Source organism: Streptomyces sp. MUM 203J, assembly GCF_022414595.1.
Taxonomy (GTDB): domain Bacteria; phylum Actinomycetota; class Actinomycetes; order Streptomycetales; family Streptomycetaceae; genus Streptomyces.
On the sequence record NZ_JADWYO010000027.1, the window covers coordinates 15,565 to 42,036 of the forward strand.

Sequence of the window (26,472 nt, forward strand, 5' to 3'; positions counted from 1 at the left end):
CGCCGCCGGGCCCTGGCGCGTCGGACGGGGCGGGCCGACACTGGAGCGATGACGCAGCGCGTGGACCTGGCCACCGTGATGGACCGGCTGGCCATCGACGAGTTGATCACCGGGTACGCCTTGGCCGTCGACGACGCGGACTGGCCCGCGTACCGGAGGCTGTTCACGGCGGACGGGCGCCTGGACTGCCGGGACGCGGGCGGCATCGCGGGTCCGGTCGACGAGGCGGCGGCCTGGCTGACCGGGACGCTCCGGGCGTTCCCGGTGCGCCAGCATCTGATCGTCAACCGACGGGTGCGGCTGCACGAACCGGACGGGTACCCGGCCGACAGCGCGGAGGCGCGGGCCGACTATGTGGACGCGATACCGCTGGACGGCTTCCTCTCAGGTGGTCGCTACCGGTTCGTGCTCCGGCGCACGCCGGAGGGCTGGCGGGTGCACTCGGTGGAGGCACACGAGCGGTGGCGCCGGGCTCCCGGCGCATCGGAGGCCGCGACGGCACCGGGCCGCCCCGAGGCTTCCGGGGCTCCTTCGGCTCCCGGGCGAGGAGGCGCGCATGAGGATGCGAGCCGGGTGGACTGAGACCGGCGGGCGGATGCTGTCGTCCCGCTGGGGGCGTGGCCTGCTCGCGGTCCTCGTCGGCGCCCTGCCCGCGTTCACGTTCCCCGAGCCCTCGCTGTGGTGGCTGGCCTACGGGGCGCTCGTCCCGTGGATGCTGCTCGTCCGTACGGCCCCCCGGCCTCGGCGCGCGGCGCTCGACGGCTGGCTCGGCGGGCTGGGGTTCATGCTGGCCGTGCACCACTGGCTGTTCCCGAACCTGCACGTGTTCACGGTGGTGCTCGCGGCACTGCTGGGGCTGCTGTGGGCGCCGTGGGGCTGGCTGGTGCACCGGCTGCTTGAGGGAGTGCCGTCCGCGCCCCGGGCGGTGGCCGCGCTGGCGCTGGTGCCGTCGGGCTGGCTGACGGTGGAGCTCGTGCGGTCCTGGGAGGGGCTGGGCGGGCCGTGGGGGCTGCTGGGCGCGAGCCAGTGGCAGGTCGCCCCGGCGCTGCGGGTGGCGTCGCTGGGCGGGGTGTGGCTGGTGACGCTGCTGGTGGTGGGGGTGAACGTGGCGCTGGTGCTGCTCCTGACGGCGGGCCCGTGGCGGCGTAGGGCGGTGGAGGAGGCCGGGGCGGGGGCAGTGGCAGGAACCGTGGCGGCACCCGGCGCCGGGGCGTCGCGTGGCGTGGGCGCGGCACCCGGGCCGTCCGCTCCGCCCGGTACCGTGCGGCCGGTCGCCGTCGCGGTGGCCGCGCTGGCGGCGGGCGCCGCGGGCGTGGGCGCGGTGTGGCTCTGGGCTCCTCCGCCCGAGCCGACGGGCCGGCTGCGGGTCGCGGTGGTGCAGCCCGGGGTGCTCGGCGGTCCGGAAGGCGCCGAGCTGCGGTTCACCCGGGGCGAGGAGCTGACCCGGTCGCTGGCCGGGCGGGACGTGGACCTGGTGGTGTGGGGCGAGAGCAGTGTCGGCGCGGATCTGACGGCCCGGCCGGACCTCACGGCCCGGCTGGCGGCGCTGTCCCGTGAGGTCGGCGCGGAGATCCTGGTCAACGTCGACGCGCGCCGCGCGGACCAGCCGGGCATCTACAAGAGCAGCATCCTGGTGGGCCCGGACGGCCCGACCGGGGAGCGGTACGACAAGATGCGCCTGGTGCCGTTCGGGGAGTACGTTCCGGCCCGCTCCCTGCTGGGCTGGGCCACGTCGGTGGGCGAGGCCGCCGAGGAGGACCGGCGGCGCGGCGCACGGCAGGTCGTGATGACCACCGGCACGGAGACCGCGGCGGACGCGCGCCTCGGCCCACTGGTCTGCTTCGAGACGGCGTTCCCGGACATGAGCCGCCGCCTGGTGCGGGACGGCGCCCAGGTGCTGGTCGCCCAGTCCGCGACGTCGACGTTCCAGCAGAGCTGGGCCCCGGAGCAGCACGCGTCGCTGGCGGCGCTGCGGGCGGCGGAGTCGGGCCGTCCCTTCGTCCACGCGACCCTGACCGGCGTGAGCGCTGTCTACGGCCCGGACGGAGCGCGGATCGGTGTGCCGCTCGGCACGGACCGCAGCGCGGCGGAGGTGTACGAGGTGCCGCTCGCGACCGCCGAGACGGTGTACGTACGGCTCGGGGACTGGCCCGTGTGGGCGGCGCTGGCGCTGCTGGCGGGCGCGGCGGCCCTGAGCGGGGTGCGGGCGCTCACCGGCGGGCCGCGTCTCAGGCGCCGCCCGCCTGCTCCAGGCACTCCCGTACGACGCGCTCGCACAGCTCATGGGTCCGCAGGGCGTCACGGGCGCTGAGCGTCCGCCCGGCCCGTACGGCGTCCAGGAAGGCCAGCACGGCCTGCTCGATGCCGCGCTGGCGGGCCACCGGCACCCAGTCACCGCGCCGCCGGACAGTGGGCTGGCCCTTGTGGTCGACGACCTCCGCGAGGTTGACGACCTGCCGCTTGGTGTCCTGGCCGGACACTTCGAGGATCTCCTCGGTGGACCCGCTCATCCGGTTCATGACACCGAGGGCGGTGAAGCCCTCCCCGGACAGCTGGAGCACCACATGGTGCAACAGTCCGTCCTCCACCCGGGCACGCACGTCGGTGTGCTCGACCGGTCCCGGCAGCAGGAAGCGCAGGGTGTCGACGACGTGGATGAAGTCGTCGAGGACGAGAGCGCGCGGCTCCTCGGGGAGGCCGACGCGGTTCTTCTGCATGAGGATCAGATCACGCGGGTGGTCGGCGCACTGCGCGTACGCGGGGGCGTAGCGCCGGTTGAAGCCGACGGCCAGGCCGGTGCCGTGCCGCTCGGCCAGCTCCACGAGGCGCTGGGAGTCCGCGAGTTCGTACGCGAGGGGCTTGTCGACGTAGGTGGGGACCCCGGCCTCCAGGAGCCGCGCCACGATCTCGGGGTGGACCCCTGTGGGCGCGTGGACGAAGGCGGCGTCCGGCCGTGCCGCGAGCAGCCCGTCCAGGTCGGTGTGGCGTCGGGCGGCGGGCACGTGGTGGGCGTCCCCGACCCGGGCGAGGGTGGCCGGGGTACGGGTCTGGAGGTGCAGTTCGACACCCGGCTGGAGGGCCAGGACCGGCAGGTACGCCTTCTGTGCGATGTCACCGAGCCCGATGCAGGCCACCTTCACGGGGACTCCTCTCCTGTGGTGCGTGCAGCATACGGGGGCGATATCCGGTCGCGTGAGACCGGGTGGCAGGGGGAGGATGCCGACCATGGCGACTGAGAAGCGCACCGTACCCGACACCCTGGCAGGCGAACGCGACGGCCTGGAGGAGTGGTTGGAGTTCCACCGGGAGACCCTCGCGGTCAAGTGCCGGGACCTGGACGAGAAGCAGCTGAGGGAGGCGACGGTCCCGCCGTCCGAACTGTCGCTGCTCGGCCTGGTACGGCACATGGCGGAGGTGGAGCGCCACTGGTTCCGCAGGATCCTGTCCGACGAGGACGCCGGGCCGCTCTACTACACGGACGAGGACGAGGACGGCGACTTCCACCCGGGCGAGGGCGACACGTGGGAGGAGGCGTACGCGACCTGGCAGGAGGAGATCGTCCGGGCCCGTGGACTGGCCGCCGAGCGGGTGTCCCTCGACGAGGTGTCGCTCGGACGGCACCCCCGGAGCGGAAAGCGGTACAACCTGCGCTGGATCTACCTCCACATGATCGAGGAGTACGCGCGTCACAACGGCCACGCCGACTTCCTGCGCGAGCGGATCGACGGGGCAACCGGTGACTGATCCGGTCACCCATGCGTGCCGTAACCCCCGGTAGCGGGTGCAGGGCACCCGAGTGCCCTCCAGAGTGAGCGGGTGCGAGGATCAGCCACACCCCTGCCCCGCTCTACCGGCTTGACCCGCTCCCGAGCCGTGGCCGTCATGGCTCTCGCGGTGACCGCGGCGGCCGTCGCCGGATGCGTGTCGGTACCCCGGAATCACCCGGCTCCGGCCACCACGGGACCCGCGGCGCCCCCGCCGCCGGAACAGCCGGTCACCGAGCCGCCACGTGAGCGGACGATCACCGAGCCACCACCGCGCGAGGCCCTGGAGAGCACCGGTCCGGCAGCGCCGCCCGCGCGCACTCCGGGCGGTGGGGTCCCTCCCCGGCTCGGCCGGCCGGTGCAGGCGAACCCTCCCCCGACCCGCCACGCGAGGCCGCCCGAGCGAGAGCCGCGCCCACGCCGCACCCCCACCGCACCTCTTTTCACAGCTCCCGTGACCGTCCCCGACGTGTGCGCCCTGTCCGAGCAGTACGGTGCGTGGCGCCCCGGCAGCCGGGAGTCCCGCGCCTGCCGCGCCGCCGCGGGCCGCTAGGGGTGCGGAGCCGTGCACGGGAGACCGGCCGGCTGTGTTCGAGGAGCGGGAGCCGGGGGGAGCACCCGATTCCGGAAGGGGCGTGCCGGGGGAGCAACCGTCGGAGCACCCCGTCCCTCCCCTGTCACTCCCCGCCCAGCAGCCGCCCCAGTCGTTCCATGGAGGCCCGCACCCCGGCGCCGTACCCGTCGTCGCCGAGCGCCCCCGCCGCCCCGCGTGCCCACCGCAGATGGACACGCGCGTCATCGGGCCGCCCGAGCTTCAGATAGTCCGCCGCCAGGTTGAGGTGCAGCGACGGGTACAGCGCGCGCAGCGCCGCCGCCGCGTCACGGGCGGCGGGCCGCGCGTCGCCCGAAGCCCGCGCCGCGTTCAGCGCCCGCAGGTCCCAGGCGAGTTCGGCGTCCGGGTCGTCCTGGGCGTCGGCCATGTAGTGGGCGAGCGTGCACCGGTGCAGCGGGTCCCCGTCCTCCCCGATCCGCGCCCACAGCGCATGGAAGCGGTTGCGGGCCTCCTCACGGTCGCCTGCGTGGAGGAGCATCGTCGCCTGGCCGATGCCGGTCATGACTGCGTCGTCGGACGCGCTCTGCCGCTGCTCCGTCACATGGCCTCCCAGCCGCTACAGCCCCTCCGCTTCTCCGACGACGCTAACCGCCCCGGGCCGGGGGCGCCCCTTCAGCGATGCAGCGAGCGCGCCCCCACCCGCCAGGGACGTGAGCCCGCCCGCGAGCGGGGCGAGGCCGAAGGGCACCGGACGGGCGGGCGTCCCCGGCGCGCGGGCCTCCACCGCCGACCGCGGCACGGTTCCGCTCTGCCCGCGGTCCAGGAAGAAGCACGCGTCGTCGGCGTCGGCGCTGTGGTCCCCGAACGGGAACAGCCGCCCCTCGGGCACCGGCACGTCGAAGGGCGTCACGCCGCCCCCGGCAGCGTGACGCCCTCGACGTACGGTTCCGGGAGCGGTGCCCCGTCGGGCATCGGTGTGCCTGCGTCGCGGCAGGTCACACGGCCGCCGCCGAAGCCCACGACACGATGGAGCACGGGTGTGCCCCCGTACCGGCCGGGAGCGCGGAACAGGACGACGTCCCCGCGCCGTATCGGCTCGGGCCCGACCGGATCGAGGGAAGGTCCGCCGACCGTGCCGACAGGTCGGCCGCATCGCGCCCCACTCGGTCAGCCGGTCGGGTGTCCGCCGCCAACGAGCGCCGGGAGGGACGCCGCCACGGCCACCGGGCCGGTGGCATCAGGGGCCGGCCTGCGATCCGCAGATCCCGCCCCTGTCTCGTCCCGCCCCTCCCGCCCCTCCGCGGCCCTCTCCCCCGTGACGGGCGTCAGCCCAGGTCCGGGATGCGCCAGTCGATCGGCTCATGCCCCTGGTCCGCGATCGCCTTGTCGATCTGCGTGAACGGCCGGGAGCCGAAGAACTTCTTCGCCGACAGCGGCGACGGGTGCGCACCCTTGACCACGACATGCCGCGTCTCGTCGATCAGCCGCAGCTTCTTCTGCGCGTAGGCGCCCCACAGCACGAAGACGGCCGGGTCGGTCCGCTGCGCCACGGCGTTGATCACCGCGTCCGTGAAGGTCTCCCAGCCCTTGCCCTTGTGGGAGTTGGGCTCACCGGCGCGGACGGTGAGCACGGCGTTGAGCAGGAGGACGCCCTGCTCGGCCCACGGCATCAGATAGCCGTTGTCCGGGACGGGGTGGCCCAGCTCCTGCTGCATCTCCTTGTAGATGTTCCGCAGGGACGGCGGGGTCCTGACGCCCGGCCGCACGGAGAAGCACAGCCCGTGCCCCTGGCCCTCACCGTGGTAGGGGTCCTGGCCCAGCACGAGGACCTTGACCTTGTCGAACGGCGTGGCCTCCAGTGCGGCGAACACCTGGTCCTGCGGCGGGTAGACCGGCCCGTTGGCCCGCTCCTCCGCCACGAACTCGGTGAGCAGCTTGAAGTACGGCTTGTGCAGCTCGTCGCCGAGGACGCCGCGCCAGGACTCGGGCAGCATGGCGGTGTCGGTCACGTCAACAACCTCCGGTGTGGGATCGCTTGTGCACCACAGAACCTACCTGCGGCCACTGACAGGCGCCCTCGCGGAGACCACACCGCCACCCGGGGCAGGATCCCCGCCCTTCTACCAGCTGGTCCGCCGGTTCAGCTCCCAGACAAGCATGATCGTCTGCGGGTCCAGGCTACGCTCGCCGCCGCCGATGTCCTCCCTGGTCGCGATGTGCAGACGCCCCTGTGTGAGGGGCAGCAGCCGCGCATCCTCGACCAGGATGTCCTGCGCCTTGCTGAACTGGGCGGTCACCGCGGCTCGGTCGCTCTTGCGGCGCGACTCCGGCAGCAGCGTATCCGTGATCTCAGGCAGTTCGTACGGCGCCGCGTGCACGTTGTCCTTGCCCACGAAGGGCGCGATGAAGTTGTCCGGGTCCGGGAAGTCGGGGAACCAGCCGCGCCCGAAGACCTGGTACTTGCCCGACTGGTAGTTGGCCTGGAACTCCTTCCAGGGCTTGCCCTCCAGTGCCACCTCGAAGAGCCCGGAGGCCTCGAGCTGCCGCTTGATCTCCGCGAACGCGGCGGCGGTGGAGGAGCCGTACCGGTCGGTGGTGTAGCCGATGTTCAGCTTCACCGGCTCGGTGATGCCATCCTCCTCGAGGATGTCGCGGGCCTTGTCGACGTCCGGGTCGCCGAAGTGGTCGAAGAACCTGGTCGTGTGACCCGCGATTCCCTTGGGGATCATCGAGTACAGCGGTTCGGCGGTGCCGCGGTAGACCTTGGCTACCAGGGCCTCCCTGTCGATGGTCTGCGCGACCGCCCTGCGGACGGAGGACTTGCCGGTGGTCTCGTCCTTGGCGTTGAAGACCAGGTACTGGATGGTGGAGCCGGAGGCCTCGAGGAGGTGGATCCCCTCGTTCTCGGCCTTCCTCTCGCCCAGTTCCGCGATCAGCTCGGCGGTGAGACCGATGTAGGTCGCGTCGATCTCCTTCTTCTTGAGCGCCGTGACCATGGCCTCGGACTCAGCGAAGTACTTGATGGTGACCGCGGTGTTCTTGCGGTCGGCGTACCCCTTGTAGGTGGGGTTCTTGACCAGTCCGGCCTCGACACCCTCCGTGTAGCTCTCCAGCTGGTACGGGCCCGAGCCGACGACCTTGCCGTCCTCGCGGAGCCTGTCCGCCGGGTACGAGGCGGGCTCCACGATCGACATGGCGGGGGTGGCCAGCACGAACGGGAACGTGGCGTCCGACACGCTCAGGCGGAAGACCACGGTCCGATCGCCCTTGGTCTCGATCTCGTCGAGCGAGCCGAGCAGGCCGTTCGGGCCGCTGTCGGCGTCGATGGTGCGGATCCGCTCGATGGAGTGCTTCACCGCCGCTGCGTCGAGCTTGCTGCCGTTGGAGAACTGCAGCCCCTCGCGGAGGTCGCACTGGTAGACCTTGCTCGCCGTGTCCGTGAACTTGCAGTCCGCCGCGTCCGACTGGGGCGTCGTGCTTCCTGTGGGGAAGCTCAGCAGCGTCTGGAAGACGTTCCGGTACAGCTCCCAGGAGCTGTCCCAGGCGGCAGCGGGGTCGAGAGTGGTCGGGGAGCTGGTCGTCCCCACGACGATCTTGCTCTCCGTATCTGCCTCGTCATCACTGAAGAGACCGCATCCCGACAGGAGGGATATGGACGCAAGGGCTGCAGCAGTTGCCTGCAGGCTGGTCCGGTTGAACACGTGCACACGCTCCTCGTTCAGCCATGGTCGGCAGACCATACCGCAGCGCCCCGCCAGGTCAATGTGAGGGACCGACGGGGCACTTGAGGCATATCTCGGCTAATCAGGCATTATCCACCTCAGCCGACTCCGGCATTGAGGAAAATTCCCCCATCGATCACCAGCGTCTGGCCGGTGATCCAGTTCGATTGGTCGGATGTGAGGAATGCGGCGGCACCTCCGATATCCGAGGGCACACCCAGCCTGCCGAGCGGATAGGCAGCGGAGGCCTCCGCTTCCCGCCCCTCGTACAGCGCCTGAGCGAATTTCGTCTTCACGACGCCGGGAGCAATGCCATTGACGCGGACAATAGGCGCGAATTCATGGGCGAGCTGCTGGGTCAGATTGATCATCGCCGCCTTGCTCATCCCGTAGGCGCCGACGAAGGGCGAGGCGGAGAGTCCGGCGATCGACGCGATGTTGACGATGGCCCCGCCGTGGTCCTTCTGCCACGCCTTCCAGGTCTGCTGGGCGAAGCCGAGCGCAGAGACGACGTTGGTCTCGAAGACCTTCCGCGCCACGTTCAGGTCGAGGTCCGCCATCGGCCCGAACACCGGGTTCGTACCGGCGTTGTTGATCAGGTAGTCGATGCGGCCGAAGGACTCCATGGCGCGCTCGACGGCAGCGGCCTGGTGGGCCTCGTCGTGCGCCTTGCCCGCGATGTGCACGACCCGGTCGGCGCCGAGCCGCTCCACGGCCTCCTTGAGGGCCTCCTCGCCGCGTCCGGTGATGCACACCCGGTCGCCTCGCGCGACGAGCGCCTGCGCGATCCCGTATCCGATGCCACGGCTGGCGCCCGTGACGAGGGCGACCTTCCCGGAGGGCTCGGCCGGCTGCTGTGCGGTCATGTTCCGCTCCTTTCTCGTTGCCGGGGTCAGTCGAGCGGTCCGCCGGCCACGTACAGGACCTGACCGGACACGAAGCCCGCGTCTTCGCCGGCGAAGAAGGCGATGGCATTGGCGACGTCGTCGGGCGTGCCGACCCGCTGGACCGGGATCTGGGTGGCCGCCGCGGCCTTGAAGTCATCGAAGCCCATGCCCACGCGCGCGGCGGTCTGGGCGGTCATGTCGGTGGCGATGAAGCCGGGCGCGACGGCGTTGGCGGTGATCCCGAACTTGCCGAGCTCCTTGGCCAGGGTCTTGGTGAAGCCCTGGAGGCCGGCCTTGACGGCGGAGTAGTTGGCCTGACCGCGGTTGCCGAGCGCGGAGGACGAGGAGAGGCAGACGATCCGGCCGAACCCGGCGTCGACCATGTGCTTCTGGCAGGCCTGGGACATCAGGAACGCGCCCTTGAGGTGCACGTTCATCACGGTGTCCCAGTCGGCCTCGCTCATCTTGAAGAGCAGGTTGTCGCGCAGGACCCCGGCGTTGTTGACGAGGATGACCGGGGCGCCGAGTTCGGTGGCGACACGGGCCACGGCGGCCTCCACCCGGGCGGCGTCCGAGACGTCGCAGCCGACCGCGAGGGCGGTGCCCCCGGCGGCCGTGATGGTGTCGACGGTGTCCTTGCAGGCGGCCTCGTCCAGGTCGAGCACGGCGACGGCGCGCCCCTCGGCCGCGAGCCGTACGGCGGTGGCGGCGCCGATGCCGCGCGCCGCCCCGGTCACCACGGCGACGCGCTGCTGGGTGGTGGACATGCTGGTTCTCCTCGCCCTTGAGTCCCTGGAGCCGCCCGGTCACGCCCTCACGAGGCGGTGAGCGACCGCTTAGTACCTTCAGCAGGACGAGACGCTAGAAGCCCTGGCACCCGGTGTCAACGGCCTGTCGCCCGGGTGCCGGATCACGCCGCCGGGGGCTTGGGCCCGCCGGGGTCCCGGCGCGCCGGCCCTCCCCACGCGGGTGCCGGGCGTCAGCGCACGAGGAGGTGCAGCAGCCGTTCCACCTCGGCCTCGGGGTCCAGGGTCAGCCCGGTGTGCACCGGCCCCGGCTGGACGACCGTCGAGCGGGGCGCGATCAGCCAGCGGAACCGCCGGCCCGCTTCCTCCCGCGCCGCCTGCCCGGCGTCCTCGCCGCCCCGGCAGACGCCCTCGACGGCACGAAGCGCCGCCCGCACGCCTGTGACGTCGGCTTCCGGGTCCAGCGCCAGCAGCTTGTTCTCGTCCAGGTGGGTACGCGCGGCCACGAAGGACCGGGCGCGGCAGTAGACCACCACGCCCGCGTTGAAGCACTCGCCGCGCTCGACCCGCGGTACGACGCGCAGCAGCGCGTACTCGAAGACGTCCCGCTCGCTCACTCGCCGTCTTCCTCCGCGCTCTCGGTGCTCTTCTCGCTCTTCGTGGGATGGGGCCAGGGCGTCGCCCGCTCGGTCAGCCAGCCAGGTGCCTGGGAGGGCCTGTCGCCGGTGCGCTCACCGATCGTGATCCGCTCGTGGATGCTGACCGCACGCGGCAGCAGGGCCGCCACATAGGCCTGGCGCACCGCGTCGGGCGAGTCGAAGCCGGGTTCGTCCGCCAGCCACGCGTCGGGCACGTCGGAGGCCACCTCGGTCAGCAGCTCCTCGGTGACCAGAGGCGCCAGCTCCGCCGCCGCGGCGGCGACGTCCGGCCCGAAGGTCGCCAGGACGTGGTCGGAGGCGTCATAGGGCCTGGCGGCGGACGCCGGGGCGCCGGGCCAGTTGTGCTGCCAGATCATCGTGGCGCCGTGGTCGATCAGCCAGGGCTCACCGTGCCAGACCAGCATGTTGGGGTTGCGCCAGGACCGGTCGACGTTGTTGATCAGCGCGTCGAACCACACGACCCGCCCGGCGGCGAGCGGGTCCACCGCGTACGCGAGCGGGTCGAAGCCGATCGATCCGGGCAGGTAGTCCATGCCGAGGTTGAGCCCGCCGCTCGCCTTGAGCAGCTCCTGGACCTCCTGGTCGGGCTCGCCCAGGCCGATGACAGGGTCGAGCTGGATGGTGACCAGCTCCGGGACCCGCAGCCCGAGGCGGCGGCCGAGCTGCCCGCAGACCACCTCGGCGACCAGCGTCTTGCGCCCCTGTCCGGCGCCGGTGAACTTCATGACGTACGTACCGAGATCGTCGGCCTCGACGATCCCGGGGAGCGACCCGCCCTCACGCAAAGGCGTGACATAGCGGGTCGCTACGACCTCTTCCAACACTTTCCCAGGCCACCTATCTCTTCAGCCTCATAATTCACGGACGATTTCTCCGGGGCGTGGAGGCAGGAATCACCGGTCAACGGGGCTGGGAAGAATCTGGGGAGTTTCGGCCGACGGGGCGGTCTCCCCGCTCCCCCGGCAGACCGTCGACGGTGCCGCGCCCCTTGCTGCCGGCTTCCGGCATGAAGTGAGCATAGTAACCGAGGGTGATCGCCGGCGAGGAGTGTCCGAGCCACCGGGCCAGGGGCACCACGGGCTCTCCGGCTGTCGAGAAGGGCGTGCGGAACAGCGTCGGAGACGAGGACGCGGATCGATTTCCGACGGCCGACGCCGCCCACTGCCGGGGCTCGGCACGGTGGCCCGTGGCCGACCGGCGCGGGCACGCAGGTTCTGTCCAGTCCCACCCGGGTATGCCATGTACAGGGCCTCTGAGGGAGGCTGATTCGATGCCGTGGTTCGTATGGCTGCTCGCCGCCGCGGCGCTCGGTGTCGCGGAGTTCTTCACCCTGACGCTGGTACTCGGGTTGCTGGCCGGTGCCGCTCTGGTCGCCGCCGTGGTCGCCGGCCTGGGAGTCGGCCTTCTCGGCCAGCTCGTGGCGCTCGGGGTGGCAGCGGCAGCGGGCCTTGTCATCGTCCGCCGTGTCGCGTTGCGGCACATGACACAGGCTCCCCTCACCCGCGAGGGAAGCGACGCGCTGATCGGCAAGCGGGCCGAGGTCACGCAGGAAGTGACCGCCAGCAGCGGTCTGATCAGGGTCTCCGGTGAGGACTGGTCCGCTCGGGCCTTCGACGAAGGTCAGGTAATCCCCGTGGGAGCGCTGGTGGACATCATGGAGATCGAGGGCGCGACCGCGGTCGTCTACCCTCGCGAGCTCCTTCAGTGAACGGCTGAGCCATACCGAGGGAGGAACCGTGGATCCGGTTGTCATCCCGATTCTCGTGGCGGCGATCGTTGTCGTCTTCCTCGTGGCCGCCACCGTGCGGATCGTCCCACAGGCGCGCCGCTACAACATCGAGCGGTTCGGCCGGTACCGGCGGACGCTGCAACCCGGCCTGAACTTCGTCGTGCCGGTGGCGGACCGTGTCAACACCAAGCTCGACGTGCGCGAGCAGGTGTATTCGTCAGCCCCAAAGCCGGTGATCACCGAGGACAACCTCGTGGTGAACATCGACACCGTGCTCTACTACCAGATCACCGACCCGCGGGCGGCCGCCTACGAGGTCGCTGACTACTTGCAGGCGATCGATCAGCTCACTGTGACCACGCTGCGGAACGTCATCGGTTCGATGGACCTGGAGGAGACGCTCACCTCACGCGAGGAGATCAACGCCCGCCTCCGGGCCGTCCTCGACGACGCCACCGGCAGGTGGGGCATCCGGGTCAACCGCGTCGAGATCAAGGAAATCGATCCCCCGAACACCATCAAAGAGGCGATGGAGAAGCAGATGCGGGCCGAGCGCGACAAGCGCGCAGCCATTCTGCACGCCGAAGGGGAGCGGCAGGCCAAGATCCTCACCGCTGAGGGCACGAAGCAGAAGGACATCCTGGAAGCACAGGGCACGCAGCAGGCCATGATCCTGCGGGCGGACGGCGAGGCGAAGGCGGTGGAGCGCGTCTTCCAAGCCGTTCACCGTAACAATGCCGACCCCAAGATCCTCGCCTACAAGTACCTCGAAACGCTCCCGCATCTCGCGAAGAGCGACAACAACACGTTCTGGGTGATCCCGGGTGAGCTGACCGAGGCCGTCCGCGCCGTCACCCACGCATTCGGCGATCAGTCGACGACGGGTCTTCCCGCGGCCACGCAACCGGAGGGCGAGACCACCCGCGACACCGGCAGCGCGACGGACGAAGCCGGAGCTCCGGAGCTGGAGACGGGCTTGCCGCCGTCGCTCGACGCTGCCGCGGCCGCCGACGAGGTCGCGAAGCAGGCCGCCGAGGTGGTGAGCGACGCGAAGGCCGAGGCCGAGGCCGCGAGGGCGTCCCAGGCGCCGGGCCGGGGACAGACCTCCGGCGGCTGAGCATCCACGGCGTCCACGGCACCGGCGAAGCGCGCGGATCCACTTCTTCCTTGCCCTCACAGAAAGGGACGCTGCGTGTCCTCGGCCACGCTCCCGATGGAATGGTTCCCGTGAGATCACGGCCCGCCGCAAACCGTCCTCCGGGGCCGCCGCCCACCGCCAGGCTCCGGCCCCTCGGCGCGTGGCGGGAATCGCCGGCCTCGGCCGGGAACGGCTTCCCGGCGCAGGTGTTCCTTGTGTTACCGCGACGTCGTTGCCGAAGCGCGTGGTGAGCAGCGGGGAGAATTCCTTCCTCCACCTCCACCGGCGGGACGCCTCGTTGTGACGCCTTCGATTCCCCGGCCGCCGAGGGGGCAGATGCACCGTGCGGGTCTTCTTCCCTTCGGCAGGGCGATGCACAGCCCTCCGTGAGTCGCCTGCACCTGGCGCCGAACGTGAGACAAGCCGCGTTCCTCGTCGATGTCCTCCGGACTGAGCCCGAAGACCTCGCCCCGGCGGAGTCCGCAGCCCGGACCGACCACGACGGCGGTCCTGTTCCGCTCTCGGGTGCCTTCGCGGACCCGCGGTGCCCCACCCGTCGGCCACGCGTCGCACCGCTCCCGTGGCGCCTCGGGCCACCGGACCGACTCGGCGCGCACAGGGCTGCGGTGCCGAAGGAAGTGACGTGCGGGGCCCTACCGGCCCGCGGCCGGGACCGTTCGGCCCCACCGCGCCCGGGTCGGGGCGCGGGACGATGGCAGCGCGGAAGGAACCCGGTGGCGGAGCGGCTCTCGCTTTCCGCGGACCCTCGCGCTGGAGGTCTCTCGTCGGAGTTCGGCCCGGTCGACCACCAGACCGCCCGCTCTCCTGCGTGTCCTGCGGCGGCTGTGTTCTGCGGGTGTCGGCGTGCGAGAGCGTGGGCATGCGTCCCGCTCGACGGGAGCGGCGTACGGCGCACCCCGACCCGCCTCTCGGCGACGGCAGCCCGCTGGTCTCAGTCGGGGCCTTCCGGGCACGGGACAGGACGACGCCAGGCACGGCACCGGGAGGAGACGGGCATGAGCTACGGGGAGCAGGTCCGGGAAGAGCTGCGGGGGCCCGGTCGTGAACTGCGACGTGCCCTCCCGCGGGTGTACGAGGGCTACAAACAGCTGCACGACGCCGCGCTCGCCCCCGGCGCCCTGGACGCCATGACCAAGGAGCTCATCGCGCTGGCCATCGCGGTGAGCAGGGAGTGCGACGGCTGTATCGCGGCCCACGCCCACGGGGCCGCCCGGCAGGGCGCGAGCGAGGAACAGGTAGCCGAGGCCCTCGGCGTCGCGATCCTCATGAACGGCGGCCCGGGCACGGTCTACGGCCCGCGCGCCTTCGCCGCGTTCCGGGAGTTCCGTTCGGAAGCGAGCCGGTGACCCGTTCCGCCGCGCGCGTCGGCCGGGTTCGCGGGACTGTGCCGGACATCATGGTGCCCACCCGCGGGACGACCGGACCGCCACCGCCGCGCCCCTCCCCGGGCGCCGTACCTGCGGCGGTTCCGGGCCAGGGAGGAGCGACATGGGACGGCCGGAGACCGAACGGCTGATCGTGGTGGGGGTGGACGGACCGGAGTCCGGCAGGCCCGCACTGCGCTCGGCGGCCCGCCGGGCGGCGCTGACCGGTTCCGGGCCGCGTCCCGTGCAGGTGCGGCGGCTTCCGCCGGCCCACGGGATGCCAGTGGACTGCTCCGACGTCGACTTGACCGAGCAGACCCGGCAGAGCCCGGGCCGGACGATCGAGGGAGTCCTCGGGAAGCATGCGGAGGTGCCGGTGGACCCGCGGGTCGTCGAGGGGCACCCGGCGGCCGTGCCGGCCGAGGCGTCCCGGGACGCCGGCCCGCCGGTGGTGGGCGGCCACCGGCGCCGCGCCTTCACCGGGACGCTCCTCGGATCGGTCAGCGGGCGCTGCGTGCACCATGCGGACTGTCCGGTCCTCGTCGTACGGTCCGACCGTCGCTGACCTGGGCATCGGGGCAGGCCGAGGGGACCGGCGGAGCGGGAGGCTGTATGGCAGTGGCGGCGGGGGCGCGTGGCGGTGTGCTGCTGCGCGGGGTGAGCAAGTCCTATGCGAGCGGTGAGGCCGCCGTGCACGCCCTGCGCGACGTGGACCTGGACATCGGGCCCGGGGAGGTGGTGGTGGTGCTCGGCCCGAGCGGTTCGGGAAAGACGACGCTGCTCAACGTGGTCGGAGGCATCGAGGCGGCCGACCGGGGACGGATCCGGGTGGCCGGGAAGGAGCTGACCGGACGGCCTCCGGGCTCGCTCTCCGGATTCCGGCGGGAGCACGTCGGCTTCGTCTTCCAGTTCTTCAACCTGATCCCGACGCTGACCGCCAGGGAGAACATCGAGGTCGTCGCCGAGCTGACCCGCCGGGGCGACCGGCGGCGGGCCGTGGAACTGCTGGCTGCGGTCGGGCTCGCCGACCGGTCGGACGCGTTCCCCGCCCAGCTGTCCGGCGGTGAGCAGCAGCGGGTGGCGCTGGCCCGCTCGCTCGTCACCGACCCCGACCTGCTGCTCGCCGACGAACCGACCGGCGCCCTCGACATGGCCACCGGGCGGACGATCCTGCGGCTGCTGCAGGACGCCAACCGGGAAGCCGGCCTCGGGGTGCTGATGGTGACCCACAACGCCGCCGTGGCGGCGATGGCGCACCAGGTCGTGACGATGCGCGACGGACGCGTGCAGTCGGTCGAGCGCCGGCCGGCGCCCGTGGACGCCGACCAGGTCAGCTGGTGACCAGCGGGAGGACGGGGCGTCATGAACCGCGTACTGTTCACCAAGACCCGGCGTGATCTGCGGCGGCGCCTGACCCAGTTCGCCGCGGTCGCGGTGACGGTGATGCTCGGCGTCACCCTCTTCACCGCCAGCTACGACGCCTACCGCAACCTGAGCGCCTCCTACGACCGCACCTACCAGCGGCTGCACTTCGCCGATCTGACGGCGCGCGGCGACGACGCCCGGCGGCTCGCGGCGGCGGTGCGCGGCCTGGACGGAGTGGCGGCCGTCGCCACCCGCACGGAGGCCGATCTTCCGGTCGAGATCGGCGACGGCAGACTGCGGGGCCGGGTGACCGGGCTCCCCGCCGACGGCCGGCAGCCCGCGGTGGACGGCGTCGACGTGGTCCGCGGCGCCCGGCCGGCCCCGGGCGACCTGTCGGGCATCCTGGTCGAGCGGCACGCCGCGAACACCTTCGGCCTGGCACCCGGCGACACGGTTCAGGTGTTCGACGGCAGCGGATGGCGGTCACTGACGGTCCGCGGCATCGCGGTGTCCCCGGAGTACCTGTGGCCCGCGCCCAGCCGCCAGGAGCTGATTGTCGACCCGCACTCCTTCGCGGTGCTCTTCGTCCCGGAGCCCACCACGCGCTCGCTCGCCGGGCTCGCCGCCCCCGACCAGGCGTTGGTCGAGCTCACCGGCCCCGCCCGCCACTCCGCCGACGCCGCCGCACAGGTGGCGCGGGCGCTGCGGGAGGCGGGCGCAGTCGACGTGGTCACGCGGGCCGACCAGCCCTCGAACGCTGCCCTGGCCGAAGACCTGCGGGGGTTCTCCGAGCTGGCTGTCGCCTTTCCGCTGCTGTTCCTGTCGGCCGCCGCTGTGGCCGCCCACGTCCTGCTCACCCGCCTCGTGCTCGCCGAACGCACGGTGATCGGCACCCTGCTGGCGGCCGGGGCCCGCCGAGGAGCCGTGGTACGGCACTATCTCGGTCACGCGGTGCTGACGGGGACGGCCGGGGCGGTCGCCGGGACGGTGCTGGGCGCGGTCGCCACGGCGGCGGTGACCCGCGCCTACACCTCCGCCCTGGACGTACCCGACACGGTGATCGGCCGTCACCCGGGCACCGTCGTCACGGGGCTGCTCTTCGGCGTGCTGGTGGGTGTGGTCGCCGGCGGGGTGCCGGCCCTGTCCGCCGCCCGTACCCCGCCCGCCGAGGCGATGCGTGGGCGGGCGGCACCGCTGTTCCGGCCGCGCCGCTGGGGGCGGCTGCTCACCGGGTTCCGCCGCGTCCCGCTCACCTGGCGGATGGCCCTGCGCGACCTGGCCCGCAGCCGTCGGCGCACCCTCGCCACCATGACCGGCAGCGTCCTGGCACTCGTCCTGGTCCTGGCCTCGGCGGGAATGATCACCTCCATGCGGGCCGCGCTCGCCGAGCACTTCGAACGTGTGCAGCGGCAGGACGCCACGGTGATCAGCGACCCCGGAGCCGGAGACCTCACCCGGCAGTTGGGCGCGGTCCGCGGGGTGAGCTCCGTGGAGCCCGTGACCACGGTCCGCGTGACCGCCTCCCACGACGGCCGCTCGTACGCCACGGACCTGACCGGCTTTCAGCCCGGCACCGTCATGCACGGGTTCCGGACTCCGTCCGGGCACTGGCGGGACCTGCCGGACGACGGAGTCCTCGCCGGGGCGGCGCTGGCCGACCGCCTGCACGTGCGCCCTGGCGACCCGATCACCCTCACGGCTCCCGGGCGGCCCGGCCTCCAGGTCAGACTCGCCGGACTGGTGGAGGAACCGCTGGGCACCGCGCTCTACGCCGCCCGCGGCACCGTCGGGGCGGTGGCCGGCAACGGCCAGACCGGCCACCTGCTGCGCTTCACCGACGGCGCGGACCGTGAGGAGGTGCGCACTGCGGTGCTGGGGCTGCCCGGGGTGCTCGCCTACACCGACGAGCACGCGCTGCGCGAGGAGATCAACCGTTACCTGGGCCTGTTCTGGGTCTTCATCGGCGGCATGCTGGTCCTCGGCGGCGCACTCGCCTTCACTGTCATCTACGTGACGATGACCGTGAACGTCGCCGAACGCACCGCCGAACTGGCCACTCTGCGCGCCGCCGGAGTCCCCCTGCGCCGCGTCGCCGGACTGCTGGCCGCCGAGAACCTCACCGCCGTACTGCTGGCCCTCCCTCTCGGCCTGGCCGTCGGCACGGCGGCGGCCTGGGCCTTCCTCCGCTCCTTCAGCAGTGACCTCTTCACCCTGCGGCTGTCACTGGGCTGGCCCGCACCGGCCCTGAGCGCGGCAGCGGTCCTGACGGCCGCCGCGCTCTCCCAGCTTCCCGCCGCACGCGCCGTACGCCGCCTGGACATCGCACGGGTGGTACGGGAACGCGCGCGATGACGGTGGGGTGCGAGCGGGATGCCGGGCCTCGTGCGCCGGGGCCCGCCAGGGTGCGCGGGCGCGGCATCCAGGCCGCCGGGCCGGATCGCCCACGGCGCGGCTCGGCGGCGCGGGATCCGATGGGGTGCGACCGCGCGTCGGTGTCCTGCGGCGGCGCGGACAGATCGAGCCCGTCGCGGTCTTGGCAGCGGCACCCTCGCAGCCGGTCGGCATCCCCCGTGGAGAAGGGAGAAGGGGTGAGGTGATGCGCGGGTGAGACCATGACATGAAGGGGTGGGTCATGGCGGACCCGGATTGTGCGACGCTGTTCGCGGCGGCACCGAGCCCGTATCTGGTGCTGGGCTCGAACCTGGTGATCGCGGAGGTGAACCGGGCCTGTCCGGTGGCTACCGGCCGCACCCGGGAGGAGCTGCTGGGGCGGTACCTCTCCGACGCCTTCTCTGGCAACCCGGCCGACCCCGATGCCGACGGGGTCCGTAACCTGAACGCCTCCCCGCACCGTGTCCTTCTCTCGCGCGAGCCGGACACCATGGCTCTGCACAGGCACGACATCCCCGTCACGGACCGGCCCGGCACCTTCGAGGAGCGCTGGTGGCCGCCGTTCGACACCCCGATCCCCGCCCCGGACGGCACCGCGGAGTGCATCATCCACCGGGTGGAGGATGTGACCGCGTTCATCCGGTCCCGCGCCTCCGGCGGCCTGCCGCCGCCCACCGGGCCGCCGACCGGGCGGGAGGCTCTGGAGGCCGAGCTGTACGCAGCCCGGACAGGGTGATCCAGCACGACACCGACCCGAAGCGACGTCATCGCGCCCGCACTTCACACAAGCACCTGCCGCAGCCCCACCGGGGCGCGTCGCCCCCGGCTTCCATGTGACATGCGGTCCCTTGCAGCGCCGGTTGCGATCTCCCGTCGACGGTCGATGCCCGGCGGTGAACAGCGACAGGACGGCGACGGGCCAATGGGGAGTGGCTGCCGGAGGCGGAGGGATCAACGTGGCCCGGGCTGTCGTACGGCTGGGAGGGCGGGCCACCGCCGTCCACACCGCCGGAGGCGAGGTCGGCCTCCGCCTGAACCGGCTGCTGGACGGGGAAGGCGTCGACCACGTCGCCGTCGGCATCGAGGACGAGACCCGCGAAGCGCTCGTGCTGTTCGAGACCGAAACACGCCACAGCTACCACCAGGGGCTGCGGTGCCTCGACGTACTGGAGCGGGCCGTCGGCGATTGCCCGTACGTCGTGGCCAGTGGAAGCCTTCCCCGCGGCCTGCCCGCCGACTTCTACGCGCGGGCCGCCCGCCGCATCAAGCAAGCCGGGGCCCGGCTGATCCTGGACACCTCCGGTCCGGCACTCAGCGGAGCACTCACGGAAGGCGTCCTCCTCCTCAGATGCAACCGGACCGAGGCCGCGGCCCTGACCGGCCGGAACGTCCTCGGCTTCGACGACGCGCGTGCCGTCAACGAGCACCTGCTCACCACAGGTGCCGCCGAAGTCGCCGTCACCACGGTCGGGGCGCTGGGCGCGGTAGGTTCGACCCGCCACGGCCACACCGTGCTGCACGCGCCACCGCTTCCCGGCGAGCCGTTGAGTGACGCCGGGGCGGGCGACGGCATGGTGGCCGCCATCGCCGCACGGCTGGCCGCCGGCGACGATCCCGTCAGCGCCTGCGCCCTGGGGGTGGCCGTGGCCGCCGCAGCGGTTCTCACCCCCAGCACCGAGTCCTTCGACCCGGAAACAGCTCAGTCCCTCCGCCCCCAGGTGATGAGCGGCTTCCAGCCCCTCGGCTCTTCGCCTGCCTGAGCACGGCCCCTTCGGCCGGTGCCGGGAGGGCCGCGCTCGCCGAAACGGTCCCCGTGTCCTCCCCCGGCACCGGCCCGGAGGCTTCAGCCGGCCACCACGCATTCCGGCCGCACTGCTCCCGCACGGCGCGACCCCGACCACGACCGCTTGGCAGCGCATCGCCCCGGATCCGGGCGCGCTCGCCACCCAGCCCCCCGCGAGGCCACGCCTGCGGGACACACCCTCGGCCAACACCCGCGTCCGGACACTCGCGCTGGCACGATGCCCTTCATGCAGCCCTCGCGGATCTCCCGTCTCTCCGGGCCTCCCACAGTCAAGACAGCTCTCGCCGGCACCCCCGTCCAGCGGGGAGCCTGCCGGCTGCGAGCCGTCGGTGCGGGGCGCCGGGCGGCGGGACACCGGTGATGGCGGACGGCGAGGAGGATTCGGGACAGCCGCACGCCGCACACCTGCGGTCCGGGCTGCGACCGGGCACCCAGCTCGACGAGATCGCCCGGAATCTGAGGGAGCTGGCCGCCGCCAAGGACCGGCTGCAGGGCCTGTTGGACGCGGTGCTGGCCATGAGCAGGGAAGAGGACCTGTCGGCCGTACTGCACCGCTTCGTCACCACGGCCATGGATCTGACCGGCGCCCGCTACGGAGCGCTGGGCGTGCTGGACGAGTCCGGCGAGGAACTGGAGCAGTTCATCACCGCCGGCCTGTCGGAGTCCGAGCGCGCCGCCCTGGCCGGGACCGCCTTCCCCCGCGGACGCGGCGTTCTCGGACACCTGATCCACAACCCCGGGCCCCTGCGCGTCGACGACATCGCGTCCCACCCGGCCTCGGTGGGGTTCCCGCCCGGCCACCCGCCGATGCGCACCCTCCTGGGCGTCGCCATCACCGTCCGCGGCACGATCTACGGCGACCTCTACCTGTCCGAACGACGCGACGGCCGCCCTTTCGACGGCGACGACGAGGCCGTGGTCATCACCCTGGCCGGAGCCGCCGGCATCGCCATCGAGAACATCCGCCTCCTCGAAGCACACCGCGACAGCGCCGAACACTTCCAGCGTCTCCTGCTGCCCGCCCTGCCCGACCTGTACCCCTTCACCGGCGCCGCCACGTACCGCCCCGCCGCCACGCCGGGCCACCTCGGCGGAGACTGGTACGACGCCCTCTGGCTGCCCGACAACGCCTGCGCCGCCGTCATCGGCGACGTCGTCGGCCACGACCTGCACGCGGCCGCCGCCATGGCCCAGACCCGCAGCATGCTCCGCGCCCTGCTCTACGACCGCCTCACCCCGCCCAGCACCATCCTGCACCAGCTCGACCGCACCCTCCACGCGATCACCGATCTGCCCGTCACCACCGCCTGCCTCGCCCGCATCGAACCCGCGGGCGCCGACGGCTGGACGCTGCTCTGGAGCACCGCCGGCCATCTCCCCCCACTTCTGATCACCCCCGACCGGCAGGCCCACCACCTCCACGCCGAACCCGGCCTGCCGCTCGCCGTGAGCACCGAGCAGCGCCGCCCCGACCACACCCGCCCCCTGCCCCCTGGAGCCACCGTGGTCCTCTACACCGACGGCCTCGTCGAACACCCCGCCCGCACCATCGACGACGGACTGACGCGACTCGCCGAACTCGCCACCGCCTACATCGGCCTGCCCCTGCAGGACTTCGTCGACACCCTGGCCGACCACCACCCCAGCGACGGCCACGACGACATGGCCATCCTCGCCCTGCGCACGCCGCCCACGGCAGAGGTCGAACCTCGTTGCGAAGCGCTCATCCGCTCTCCCCACCGGAGATCCGACGCACGTACCGCCCGCCGAGAACCATGACCCTCGGCCCACTCTCCTGCCCCCGGCCGACGGGCCCGCAGCGGCTCCTCCAGCCTGTCCGCCCACGTGGCCGCGGCCGTCGCCCGCCCGATCGAACGCGACAGCCTCAAGCTCATCACCGTCGCCGAGGCCGGACACGGACCCGTCACGGACGAGGAGCTCCGGGCCCTGCGCGACCGGCTCAGCCAGGCACGAGGCGAGCAGCCCCAGCCCGGGGCGAGCGCCGGGCGACCCGTTCCCCGGCGGTCACCGGCGGCACCCTCGTCCTCAACGGCGTGGGACTGGCCAAGGCCGTCCCGCGCGACCGCACCGTCACCGGCCGGCTCGACCTGGCCCGCGCCGACGGCCTCCGCGTGATCACCTCCGCGGCCACCCTCGTCGGTGTGGTCCTCCCCCGCATCAACCGCCCGGTCCTGGAATGGACGCTCTCTCGGCTCGTCGTCGAGCCGGTCACCGGGCCCATCGCCCGCCACGCCGCCACCGCGCTCGCCGCACCCGGGCCGTTCACGGTCCTCGCCCCCGGCTCCGAGGACCTCACGACGCCGTGCGGCGGACGCGCAACCGTGATCAAGATCTGACTCACCGCGCATCACCCGACCGGTGCTCCTCCGGGGCGAGTGGACGTCCGTAGGCACTGAGCAGCCCCTCGATGCGCCGGTTGTGGATGGAGTGGGCGGATCCCCCGGGGCCCCGCAGCAACCGACGGCCGCCGAACAGGGCACGGCTCTCAGGGACCGGTCCGTCCCTCAGACGCACGGCCACGACGCCACAGCGCTCCCCGGCCCGGTCACGTCCCGCCCCGCATGCGGGGCGGGACGATCTGGGGTACTCCTCGAATCGTGAGCACGCGGGCTGCTTCGGTCTTGAGCGTGCTTGTCCGTCCGTCCCGGGACCGCACGAGAGGAAGGCAGCCGCCGTGGAGTCAGTCGTCACCGTCGGTCTCGACGGCTCACCCGAGAGCATGACCGCCGCCCGCTGGGCCGCCGACGAGGCCGAGCGCCGCAAGGCCACCCTGCGGCTGCTGCATGCCTGGCCCCCGCTGGCGCCCGAACCGACGGTGGTCCCTTCGGAGCTGGACCAGAACTACTGGGCAAGACGGCTCGTGCGTCATGCGCGGGCCGAACTCCAGGCGCGCCACCCGGGACTCCTGATCATCGGCAGCCTGGTGGCCGACGACGCCCAGAACGCGCTGCTCCAGGCGGCATCGGAGTCCGAGCTGACCGTGCTCGGTTCACTCGGCCTGACTCCCGCCGAGAGCTACTTCCTCGGCTCCGTCAGCATGGCCCTCGTGGCACGGGCCACCCGGCCCGTGGTCCTGGTGCGTCCCGAGTCCCGCGAACAGGGCTCGTCTCCCGTCCCCCGCAGCGTCATGGTGGCGCTGAAGCTGCACGGCCCCTGCGACGACCTGCTCGCCTTCGCCTTCGAGGCCGCCGCAGCGCGCGGCGTACCCCTCCAGGTCGTCCACGGTCGCAGCCTGCCGCTCCACGCACACACCCCCTGGGGCGTGGACCACGACGTCGCCGAGGAGATCACACAGGACGCGGAGAAGCAGCTGGGTCAGGTCCTTCACCCCTGGCGCGAGAAGTTCCCCGGCGTGGAGCCGGTCGATGCCGTCCGCCTCGAAAGCCCGGCCGAGGCCCTCGTGCGCGCCGCCGAGGGTGCCGAACTGCTGGTCGTCGGCCGCCGCAAGCACCGTCCCCCGCTCGCACCCCGCCTCGGTCCCGTGGCCCATGCCGCCCTGCACCACGCGCGCTGCCCCGTCGCCGTCGTCCCCCATGACTGAGCCGACCCCGTTGAACGAGCAGATCGCGACGGTGCGCCAGAAGCACACCGCCACGCCCCGGCCGGACGTCGCCTCTGACACCGGCACGCTCCCGCGAGCGGAGGTGCGCGAGACCCATACGGCGGTCGTGTTCTTCGTCGGCGACCGCGCCTACAAGCTCAAGAAGCCGGTCGATCTGAAGTTCCTCGACTACACCACTGTGGAGGCACGGCGGGTCGCGTGTGAGCGGGAAGTCGCTCTCAACCGCCGTTTCGCTCCGGATGTCTATCTGGGCGTGGGCGAGATCCGTGTCCCGGGCGACGCGGAGACTCCCGAGCCCCTCGTGGTGATGCGCCGCATGCCGGCGGAGCGCCGTCTGTCCCGGCTCGTACGGGAGGGCGCGGTTGTCGACGATGCCCTGCGGGCCGTCGCCCGGCTGCTCGCCACCCGTCACGCGAGCGCACCCCGCACTCCGGACGTGGACGCGCAAGGCACGAGCGACGCTTTGTCCTCGCGCTGGGAGGCGAGCTTCGCGCAGGTCCGTGAGATGGGCGGAGAAGGCCGTGTGTCCGAGGGCGTGGAGGAGGTGGAACGGCTGGTCCGCCGCTATCTCGCGGGCCGTGAGCGGCTGTTCGAGATGCGGATCGAGCAGGGCCGGATCGTCGACGGGCACGGCGACCTGCTCGCCGAGGACGTCTTCTGCCTCGACGACGGCCCCCGCGTCCTGGACTGTCTGGAATTCGACGACCACCTCCGCTACGTCGACGCCCTGGACGACGCCGCGTTCCTCGCGATGGACCTGGAACAGCTCGACGCCCCGGATCTGGCGGCGTTCTTCCTCGCCCGGTACAGCGAGTACTCCGGCGACCCCGCACCACCCTCGCTGCAACACCACTACGTCGCCTACCGCGCCTTCGTCCGCGCCAAGGTCTCCCTGATCCAGGCCCGCCAAGGCGCACCTGACGCGGATCTGGCCGCACGGCGACTGGTCACCACGACCCTGCGCCATCTGCGTGCCGCCGCCGTCCGCCTGATCCTCGTGGGAGGGCTGCCCGGCAGCGGGAAGTCCACTCTGTCGGGTGCGCTGGCCGACCGCCTCGGCGTCACGCTGCTCAGCAGCGACCGCCTGCGCAAAGAGCTCGCGGGGATCCCGGCGGACCGGCCCGCTCCGGCCCCCTACGGTGAGGGCCTGTATACGCCCGAGCGGACCGCGACGACCTACACGGCCCTGCTGGAACGTGCGGCCGATCTGCTGTCCAGGGGCGAGTCCGTCGTTCTCGACGCCACCTGGTCGGACGCCGGACAGCGCGAGGCAGCCCGGCGGGCGGCCGAACGCGCCGGCGCGGACCTCGTGGCCCTGCGCTGCCAGGTCCAGGACGAGATGACGGCGGCCCGCCTGGAAGGCCGCACTGCCGGACCGTCCGACGCCGACCTCGGCGTGGCGCTCACCATGGCGGCGCGGGAGCCGCCGTGGACGGAAGCCGCCGTGATCGACACCGGCGGCCCCCTGGAGGCCGCGGTCGCTCAGGCGCTGGCAGTCGTACGCCCGCACGACACCGGCCCCCTGGTCTTCCGCCGGCCGTATATGGAGCCGGACTAAGCAGCGAAGACACCGTTGCGACCGACCCCCGGCCCCGCCCATGGCACGACCCACCCCGACAGCCGGGAGAGCCCGCTCCCCCGAAAGAAAGGCGTACCGTGATGTCCGAGAACATCGCCCCGAACGAGCACGAGAGGCTGCGTGTCCTGGAGGCCCAGGTGCAGGTCCTGGCCCAGGCCGTCAAAGCACTCGCCGAAGGGCTGGAGGAGATCCCCTCGGAGGACGTCGAGCGGGAGAAGCAGGCGGCGCACGGAGCACGGCTGGCGCACGAACTGCTGCTGTCCCAGGGGCTGTAGGAACCAGGCCGATGAAGGTCTCCGAAGCGATGAGCCATCCGGCGGTGTCCGTGCCCACACGGACACCGCTGCGACAAGTCGCCCGGGAGATGGCCGAGTACGGGGTCGGTTCCGTGATCGTCACCGAGGGCGGCTCCCTCCGCGGCATCGTCACCGACCGCGACCTCGCACTGGCCGCCCTCGCCGGGGGCCTCGGCACGGACACGGTGGTCGACGCGGTGATGAGCTCGCCCGTGATCACGGTGGGCGCCTCCGACGACGTCCACGTGGCCTACCGGACCTTCCGCACGGCCGGGGTCCGCCGCCTACCGGTCCTGGACGGTCACCGGGTCGTGGGCGTCCTCACCGTGGACGACATGCTCATCGACGTCTTCCAGCGGTTGGCCGACCTCCTGGGCCCGGTCGCCTGGAGCGTCCTTGAGGAACCACCCGGGCCACCCTCCACGGACACCCGTTCAAGCGGAGCCTGACCATGCGCCCCCGGCCGCTCATCCCCTGACTGCGCCGAGCGGCAGCAGGCGGGCGACCGTCCGGGCGAGCCCCGCGCCCTCGGTGGCGGCGGCCACCGCGTCTACGTCCTTCTAGGCGTCCCAGCCGATCGCGTCCGGATGAGACTGGATCTGGAAGCGATTCAGAGCCAGAGTCCGGAGAACCCCGTCGTGCCGCTGGCGGGACTCGTCGAGCGGGGTGTCGTGACCCGGCACGGCAGAGAAGAGACCGATCTGCCGGACATCTGCCGGTCGGCGTTCGACTTCGGACATCAGGGGAGACGCTGAAAGAATCATCCGCGCAGGTCAGGGGTGCGCACAGCCGTACCGACGCAGGTCGGCGCCACCAGGTGGACAACTTCATGACGCAGGAACCGGCGTCGACGGTCCCGGGGAGCGAGCCG

At 72.4% G+C, this 26,472-nt stretch carries 28 protein-coding genes; 18 read left to right on the plus strand and 10 right to left on the minus strand.

Annotated features, from left to right (window positions below; translation table 11 throughout):
* The first annotated feature begins 48 nt into the window (after positions 1 to 48).
* Together I3F58_RS15820 and lnt are read left to right on the plus strand one after the other, a co-directional pair.
* Positions 49 to 582, plus strand: a complete 534-nt coding sequence (locus I3F58_RS15820) for a nuclear transport factor 2 family protein (protein WP_240109247.1) — start codon at positions 49 to 51, stop codon at positions 580 to 582.
* Positions 557 to 2,311, plus strand: coding sequence for an apolipoprotein N-acyltransferase (gene lnt / locus I3F58_RS15825; protein WP_240109248.1), 1,755 nt, complete (start codon positions 557 to 559; stop codon positions 2,309 to 2,311). The genes I3F58_RS15820 and lnt overlap by 26 nt, the downstream gene beginning before the upstream one ends.
* On the opposite strand, the gene I3F58_RS15830 is transcribed toward lnt, so the two are convergent.
* Positions 2,229 to 3,140 (minus strand): Gfo/Idh/MocA family protein, encoded by a 912-nt coding sequence (locus I3F58_RS15830; protein WP_240109249.1) that lies wholly within the window; start codon positions 3,138 to 3,140, stop codon positions 2,229 to 2,231. The two genes, lnt and I3F58_RS15830, sit on opposite strands and share 83 nt — an antisense overlap.
* 85 nt (positions 3,141 to 3,225) lie before the next feature.
* On the opposite strand from I3F58_RS15830, the gene I3F58_RS15835 reads away from it, so the two are divergent.
* On the plus strand, positions 3,226 to 3,744 hold the full coding sequence (locus I3F58_RS15835; protein WP_240109250.1) for a DinB family protein: 519 nt from the start codon (positions 3,226 to 3,228) through the stop codon (positions 3,742 to 3,744).
* A 697-nt stretch (positions 3,745 to 4,441) separates the two neighbouring features.
* Here the strand turns inward: I3F58_RS15835 and I3F58_RS15840 are convergent.
* The 9 genes from I3F58_RS15840 to I3F58_RS15875 form a co-directional block, all read right to left on the minus strand.
* Complete coding sequence (locus tag I3F58_RS15840) at positions 4,442 to 4,879, minus strand: hypothetical protein (RefSeq protein ID WP_240109294.1); 438 nt, start codon at positions 4,877 to 4,879, stop codon at positions 4,442 to 4,444.
* Positions 4,880 to 4,933: 54 nt separating this feature from the next.
* On the minus strand, positions 4,934 to 5,227 hold the full coding sequence (locus I3F58_RS15845; RefSeq protein WP_240109251.1) for a S26 family signal peptidase: 294 nt from the start codon (positions 5,225 to 5,227) through the stop codon (positions 4,934 to 4,936).
* On the minus strand, positions 5,224 to 5,409 hold the full coding sequence (locus I3F58_RS29810; protein WP_374207982.1) for a S26 family signal peptidase: 186 nt from the start codon (positions 5,407 to 5,409) through the stop codon (positions 5,224 to 5,226). Before I3F58_RS29810 ends, I3F58_RS15845 begins: the two co-directional genes overlap by 4 nt.
* A 233-nt stretch (positions 5,410 to 5,642) precedes the next feature.
* Positions 5,643 to 6,326: a uracil-DNA glycosylase gene (gene ung, locus I3F58_RS15850; protein WP_240109252.1), complete on the minus strand. Its 684-nt coding sequence runs from the start codon at positions 6,324 to 6,326 to the stop codon at positions 5,643 to 5,645.
* Between the two features lie 111 nt (positions 6,327 to 6,437).
* On the minus strand, positions 6,438 to 8,018 hold the full coding sequence (locus I3F58_RS15855) for an ABC transporter substrate-binding protein (protein ID WP_240109253.1): 1,581 nt from the start codon (positions 8,016 to 8,018) through the stop codon (positions 6,438 to 6,440).
* 119 nt (positions 8,019 to 8,137) lie between these two features.
* The gene (locus I3F58_RS15860) at positions 8,138 to 8,905 is read right to left on the minus strand and encodes an SDR family oxidoreductase (protein WP_240109254.1); all 768 of its coding nucleotides are present in this window, start codon (positions 8,903 to 8,905) and stop codon (positions 8,138 to 8,140) included.
* Positions 8,906 to 8,931: 26 nt separating this feature from the next.
* Positions 8,932 to 9,693 carry a 3-oxoacyl-ACP reductase FabG gene (fabG, locus tag I3F58_RS15865; RefSeq protein WP_240109255.1) on the minus strand — a complete coding sequence of 254 codons (762 nt, stop codon included), beginning with the start codon at positions 9,691 to 9,693 and terminating at the stop codon, positions 8,932 to 8,934.
* A 212-nt stretch (positions 9,694 to 9,905) separates the two neighbouring features.
* Complete coding sequence (locus tag I3F58_RS15870; protein ID WP_240109256.1) at positions 9,906 to 10,289, minus strand: DUF3037 domain-containing protein; 384 nt, start codon at positions 10,287 to 10,289, stop codon at positions 9,906 to 9,908.
* Complete coding sequence (locus tag I3F58_RS15875) at positions 10,286 to 11,155, minus strand: DUF4996 domain-containing protein (RefSeq protein WP_240109257.1); 870 nt, start codon at positions 11,153 to 11,155, stop codon at positions 10,286 to 10,288. Before I3F58_RS15875 ends, I3F58_RS15870 begins: the two co-directional genes overlap by 4 nt.
* A 446-nt stretch (positions 11,156 to 11,601) precedes the next feature.
* On the opposite strand from I3F58_RS15875, the gene I3F58_RS15880 reads away from it, so the two are divergent.
* From I3F58_RS15880 to I3F58_RS15955, 15 genes are all read left to right on the plus strand, one after another.
* On the plus strand, positions 11,602 to 12,039 hold the full coding sequence (locus I3F58_RS15880; protein WP_240109258.1) for an NfeD family protein: 438 nt from the start codon (positions 11,602 to 11,604) through the stop codon (positions 12,037 to 12,039).
* A 28-nt stretch (positions 12,040 to 12,067) separates the two neighbouring features.
* Positions 12,068 to 13,177 (plus strand): SPFH domain-containing protein, encoded by a 1,110-nt coding sequence (locus I3F58_RS15885; RefSeq protein WP_240109259.1) that lies wholly within the window; start codon positions 12,068 to 12,070, stop codon positions 13,175 to 13,177.
* Between the two features lie 1,037 nt (positions 13,178 to 14,214).
* Positions 14,215 to 14,565, plus strand: a complete 351-nt coding sequence (locus I3F58_RS15890; protein WP_240109260.1) for a carboxymuconolactone decarboxylase family protein — start codon at positions 14,215 to 14,217, stop codon at positions 14,563 to 14,565.
* A gap of 142 nt (positions 14,566 to 14,707) precedes the next feature.
* Positions 14,708 to 15,148, plus strand: coding sequence for a universal stress protein (locus tag I3F58_RS15895; protein ID WP_240109261.1), 441 nt, complete (start codon positions 14,708 to 14,710; stop codon positions 15,146 to 15,148).
* 47 nt (positions 15,149 to 15,195) lie between these two features.
* The gene (locus tag I3F58_RS15900; protein WP_240109262.1) at positions 15,196 to 15,924 is read left to right on the plus strand and encodes an ABC transporter ATP-binding protein; all 729 of its coding nucleotides are present in this window, start codon (positions 15,196 to 15,198) and stop codon (positions 15,922 to 15,924) included.
* Positions 15,925 to 15,945: 21 nt separating this feature from the next.
* Entirely contained in the window at positions 15,946 to 18,300 is a 2,355-nt protein-coding gene (locus I3F58_RS15905; protein WP_240109263.1) for an FtsX-like permease family protein, read from the plus strand.
* A gap of 280 nt (positions 18,301 to 18,580) precedes the next feature.
* Positions 18,581 to 19,075 carry a PAS domain-containing protein gene (locus tag I3F58_RS15910; protein ID WP_308355025.1) on the plus strand — a complete coding sequence of 165 codons (495 nt, stop codon included), beginning with the start codon at positions 18,581 to 18,583 and terminating at the stop codon, positions 19,073 to 19,075.
* A gap of 157 nt (positions 19,076 to 19,232) precedes the next feature.
* A complete protein-coding gene (locus I3F58_RS15915) occupies positions 19,233 to 20,099 on the plus strand; it encodes a PfkB family carbohydrate kinase (protein ID WP_308355026.1) in 867 nt (288 codons plus the stop codon).
* A gap of 404 nt (positions 20,100 to 20,503) precedes the next feature.
* On the plus strand, positions 20,504 to 21,922 hold the full coding sequence (locus I3F58_RS15920; RefSeq protein ID WP_240109265.1) for a PP2C family protein-serine/threonine phosphatase: 1,419 nt from the start codon (positions 20,504 to 20,506) through the stop codon (positions 21,920 to 21,922).
* A 275-nt stretch (positions 21,923 to 22,197) separates the two neighbouring features.
* A complete protein-coding gene (locus I3F58_RS15930; protein WP_240109266.1) occupies positions 22,198 to 22,500 on the plus strand; it encodes a DNA-binding protein in 303 nt (100 codons plus the stop codon).
* A 338-nt stretch (positions 22,501 to 22,838) separates the two neighbouring features.
* On the plus strand, positions 22,839 to 23,705 hold the full coding sequence (locus I3F58_RS15935) for a universal stress protein (RefSeq protein ID WP_240109267.1): 867 nt from the start codon (positions 22,839 to 22,841) through the stop codon (positions 23,703 to 23,705).
* Between the two features lie 103 nt (positions 23,706 to 23,808).
* Positions 23,809 to 25,284: an AAA family ATPase gene (locus tag I3F58_RS15940; protein ID WP_240109295.1), complete on the plus strand. Its 1,476-nt coding sequence runs from the start codon at positions 23,809 to 23,811 to the stop codon at positions 25,282 to 25,284.
* A gap of 101 nt (positions 25,285 to 25,385) precedes the next feature.
* Positions 25,386 to 25,580 carry a hypothetical protein gene (locus I3F58_RS15945; RefSeq protein WP_240109268.1) on the plus strand — a complete coding sequence of 65 codons (195 nt, stop codon included), beginning with the start codon at positions 25,386 to 25,388 and terminating at the stop codon, positions 25,578 to 25,580.
* A gap of 11 nt (positions 25,581 to 25,591) precedes the next feature.
* Positions 25,592 to 26,050 carry a cyclic nucleotide-binding/CBS domain-containing protein gene (locus I3F58_RS15950; protein WP_240109269.1) on the plus strand — a complete coding sequence of 153 codons (459 nt, stop codon included), beginning with the start codon at positions 25,592 to 25,594 and terminating at the stop codon, positions 26,048 to 26,050.
* A 138-nt stretch (positions 26,051 to 26,188) separates the two neighbouring features.
* A complete protein-coding gene (locus tag I3F58_RS15955; protein WP_240109270.1) occupies positions 26,189 to 26,356 on the plus strand; it encodes a hypothetical protein in 168 nt (55 codons plus the stop codon).
* Positions 26,357 to 26,472 lie beyond the last annotated feature (116 nt).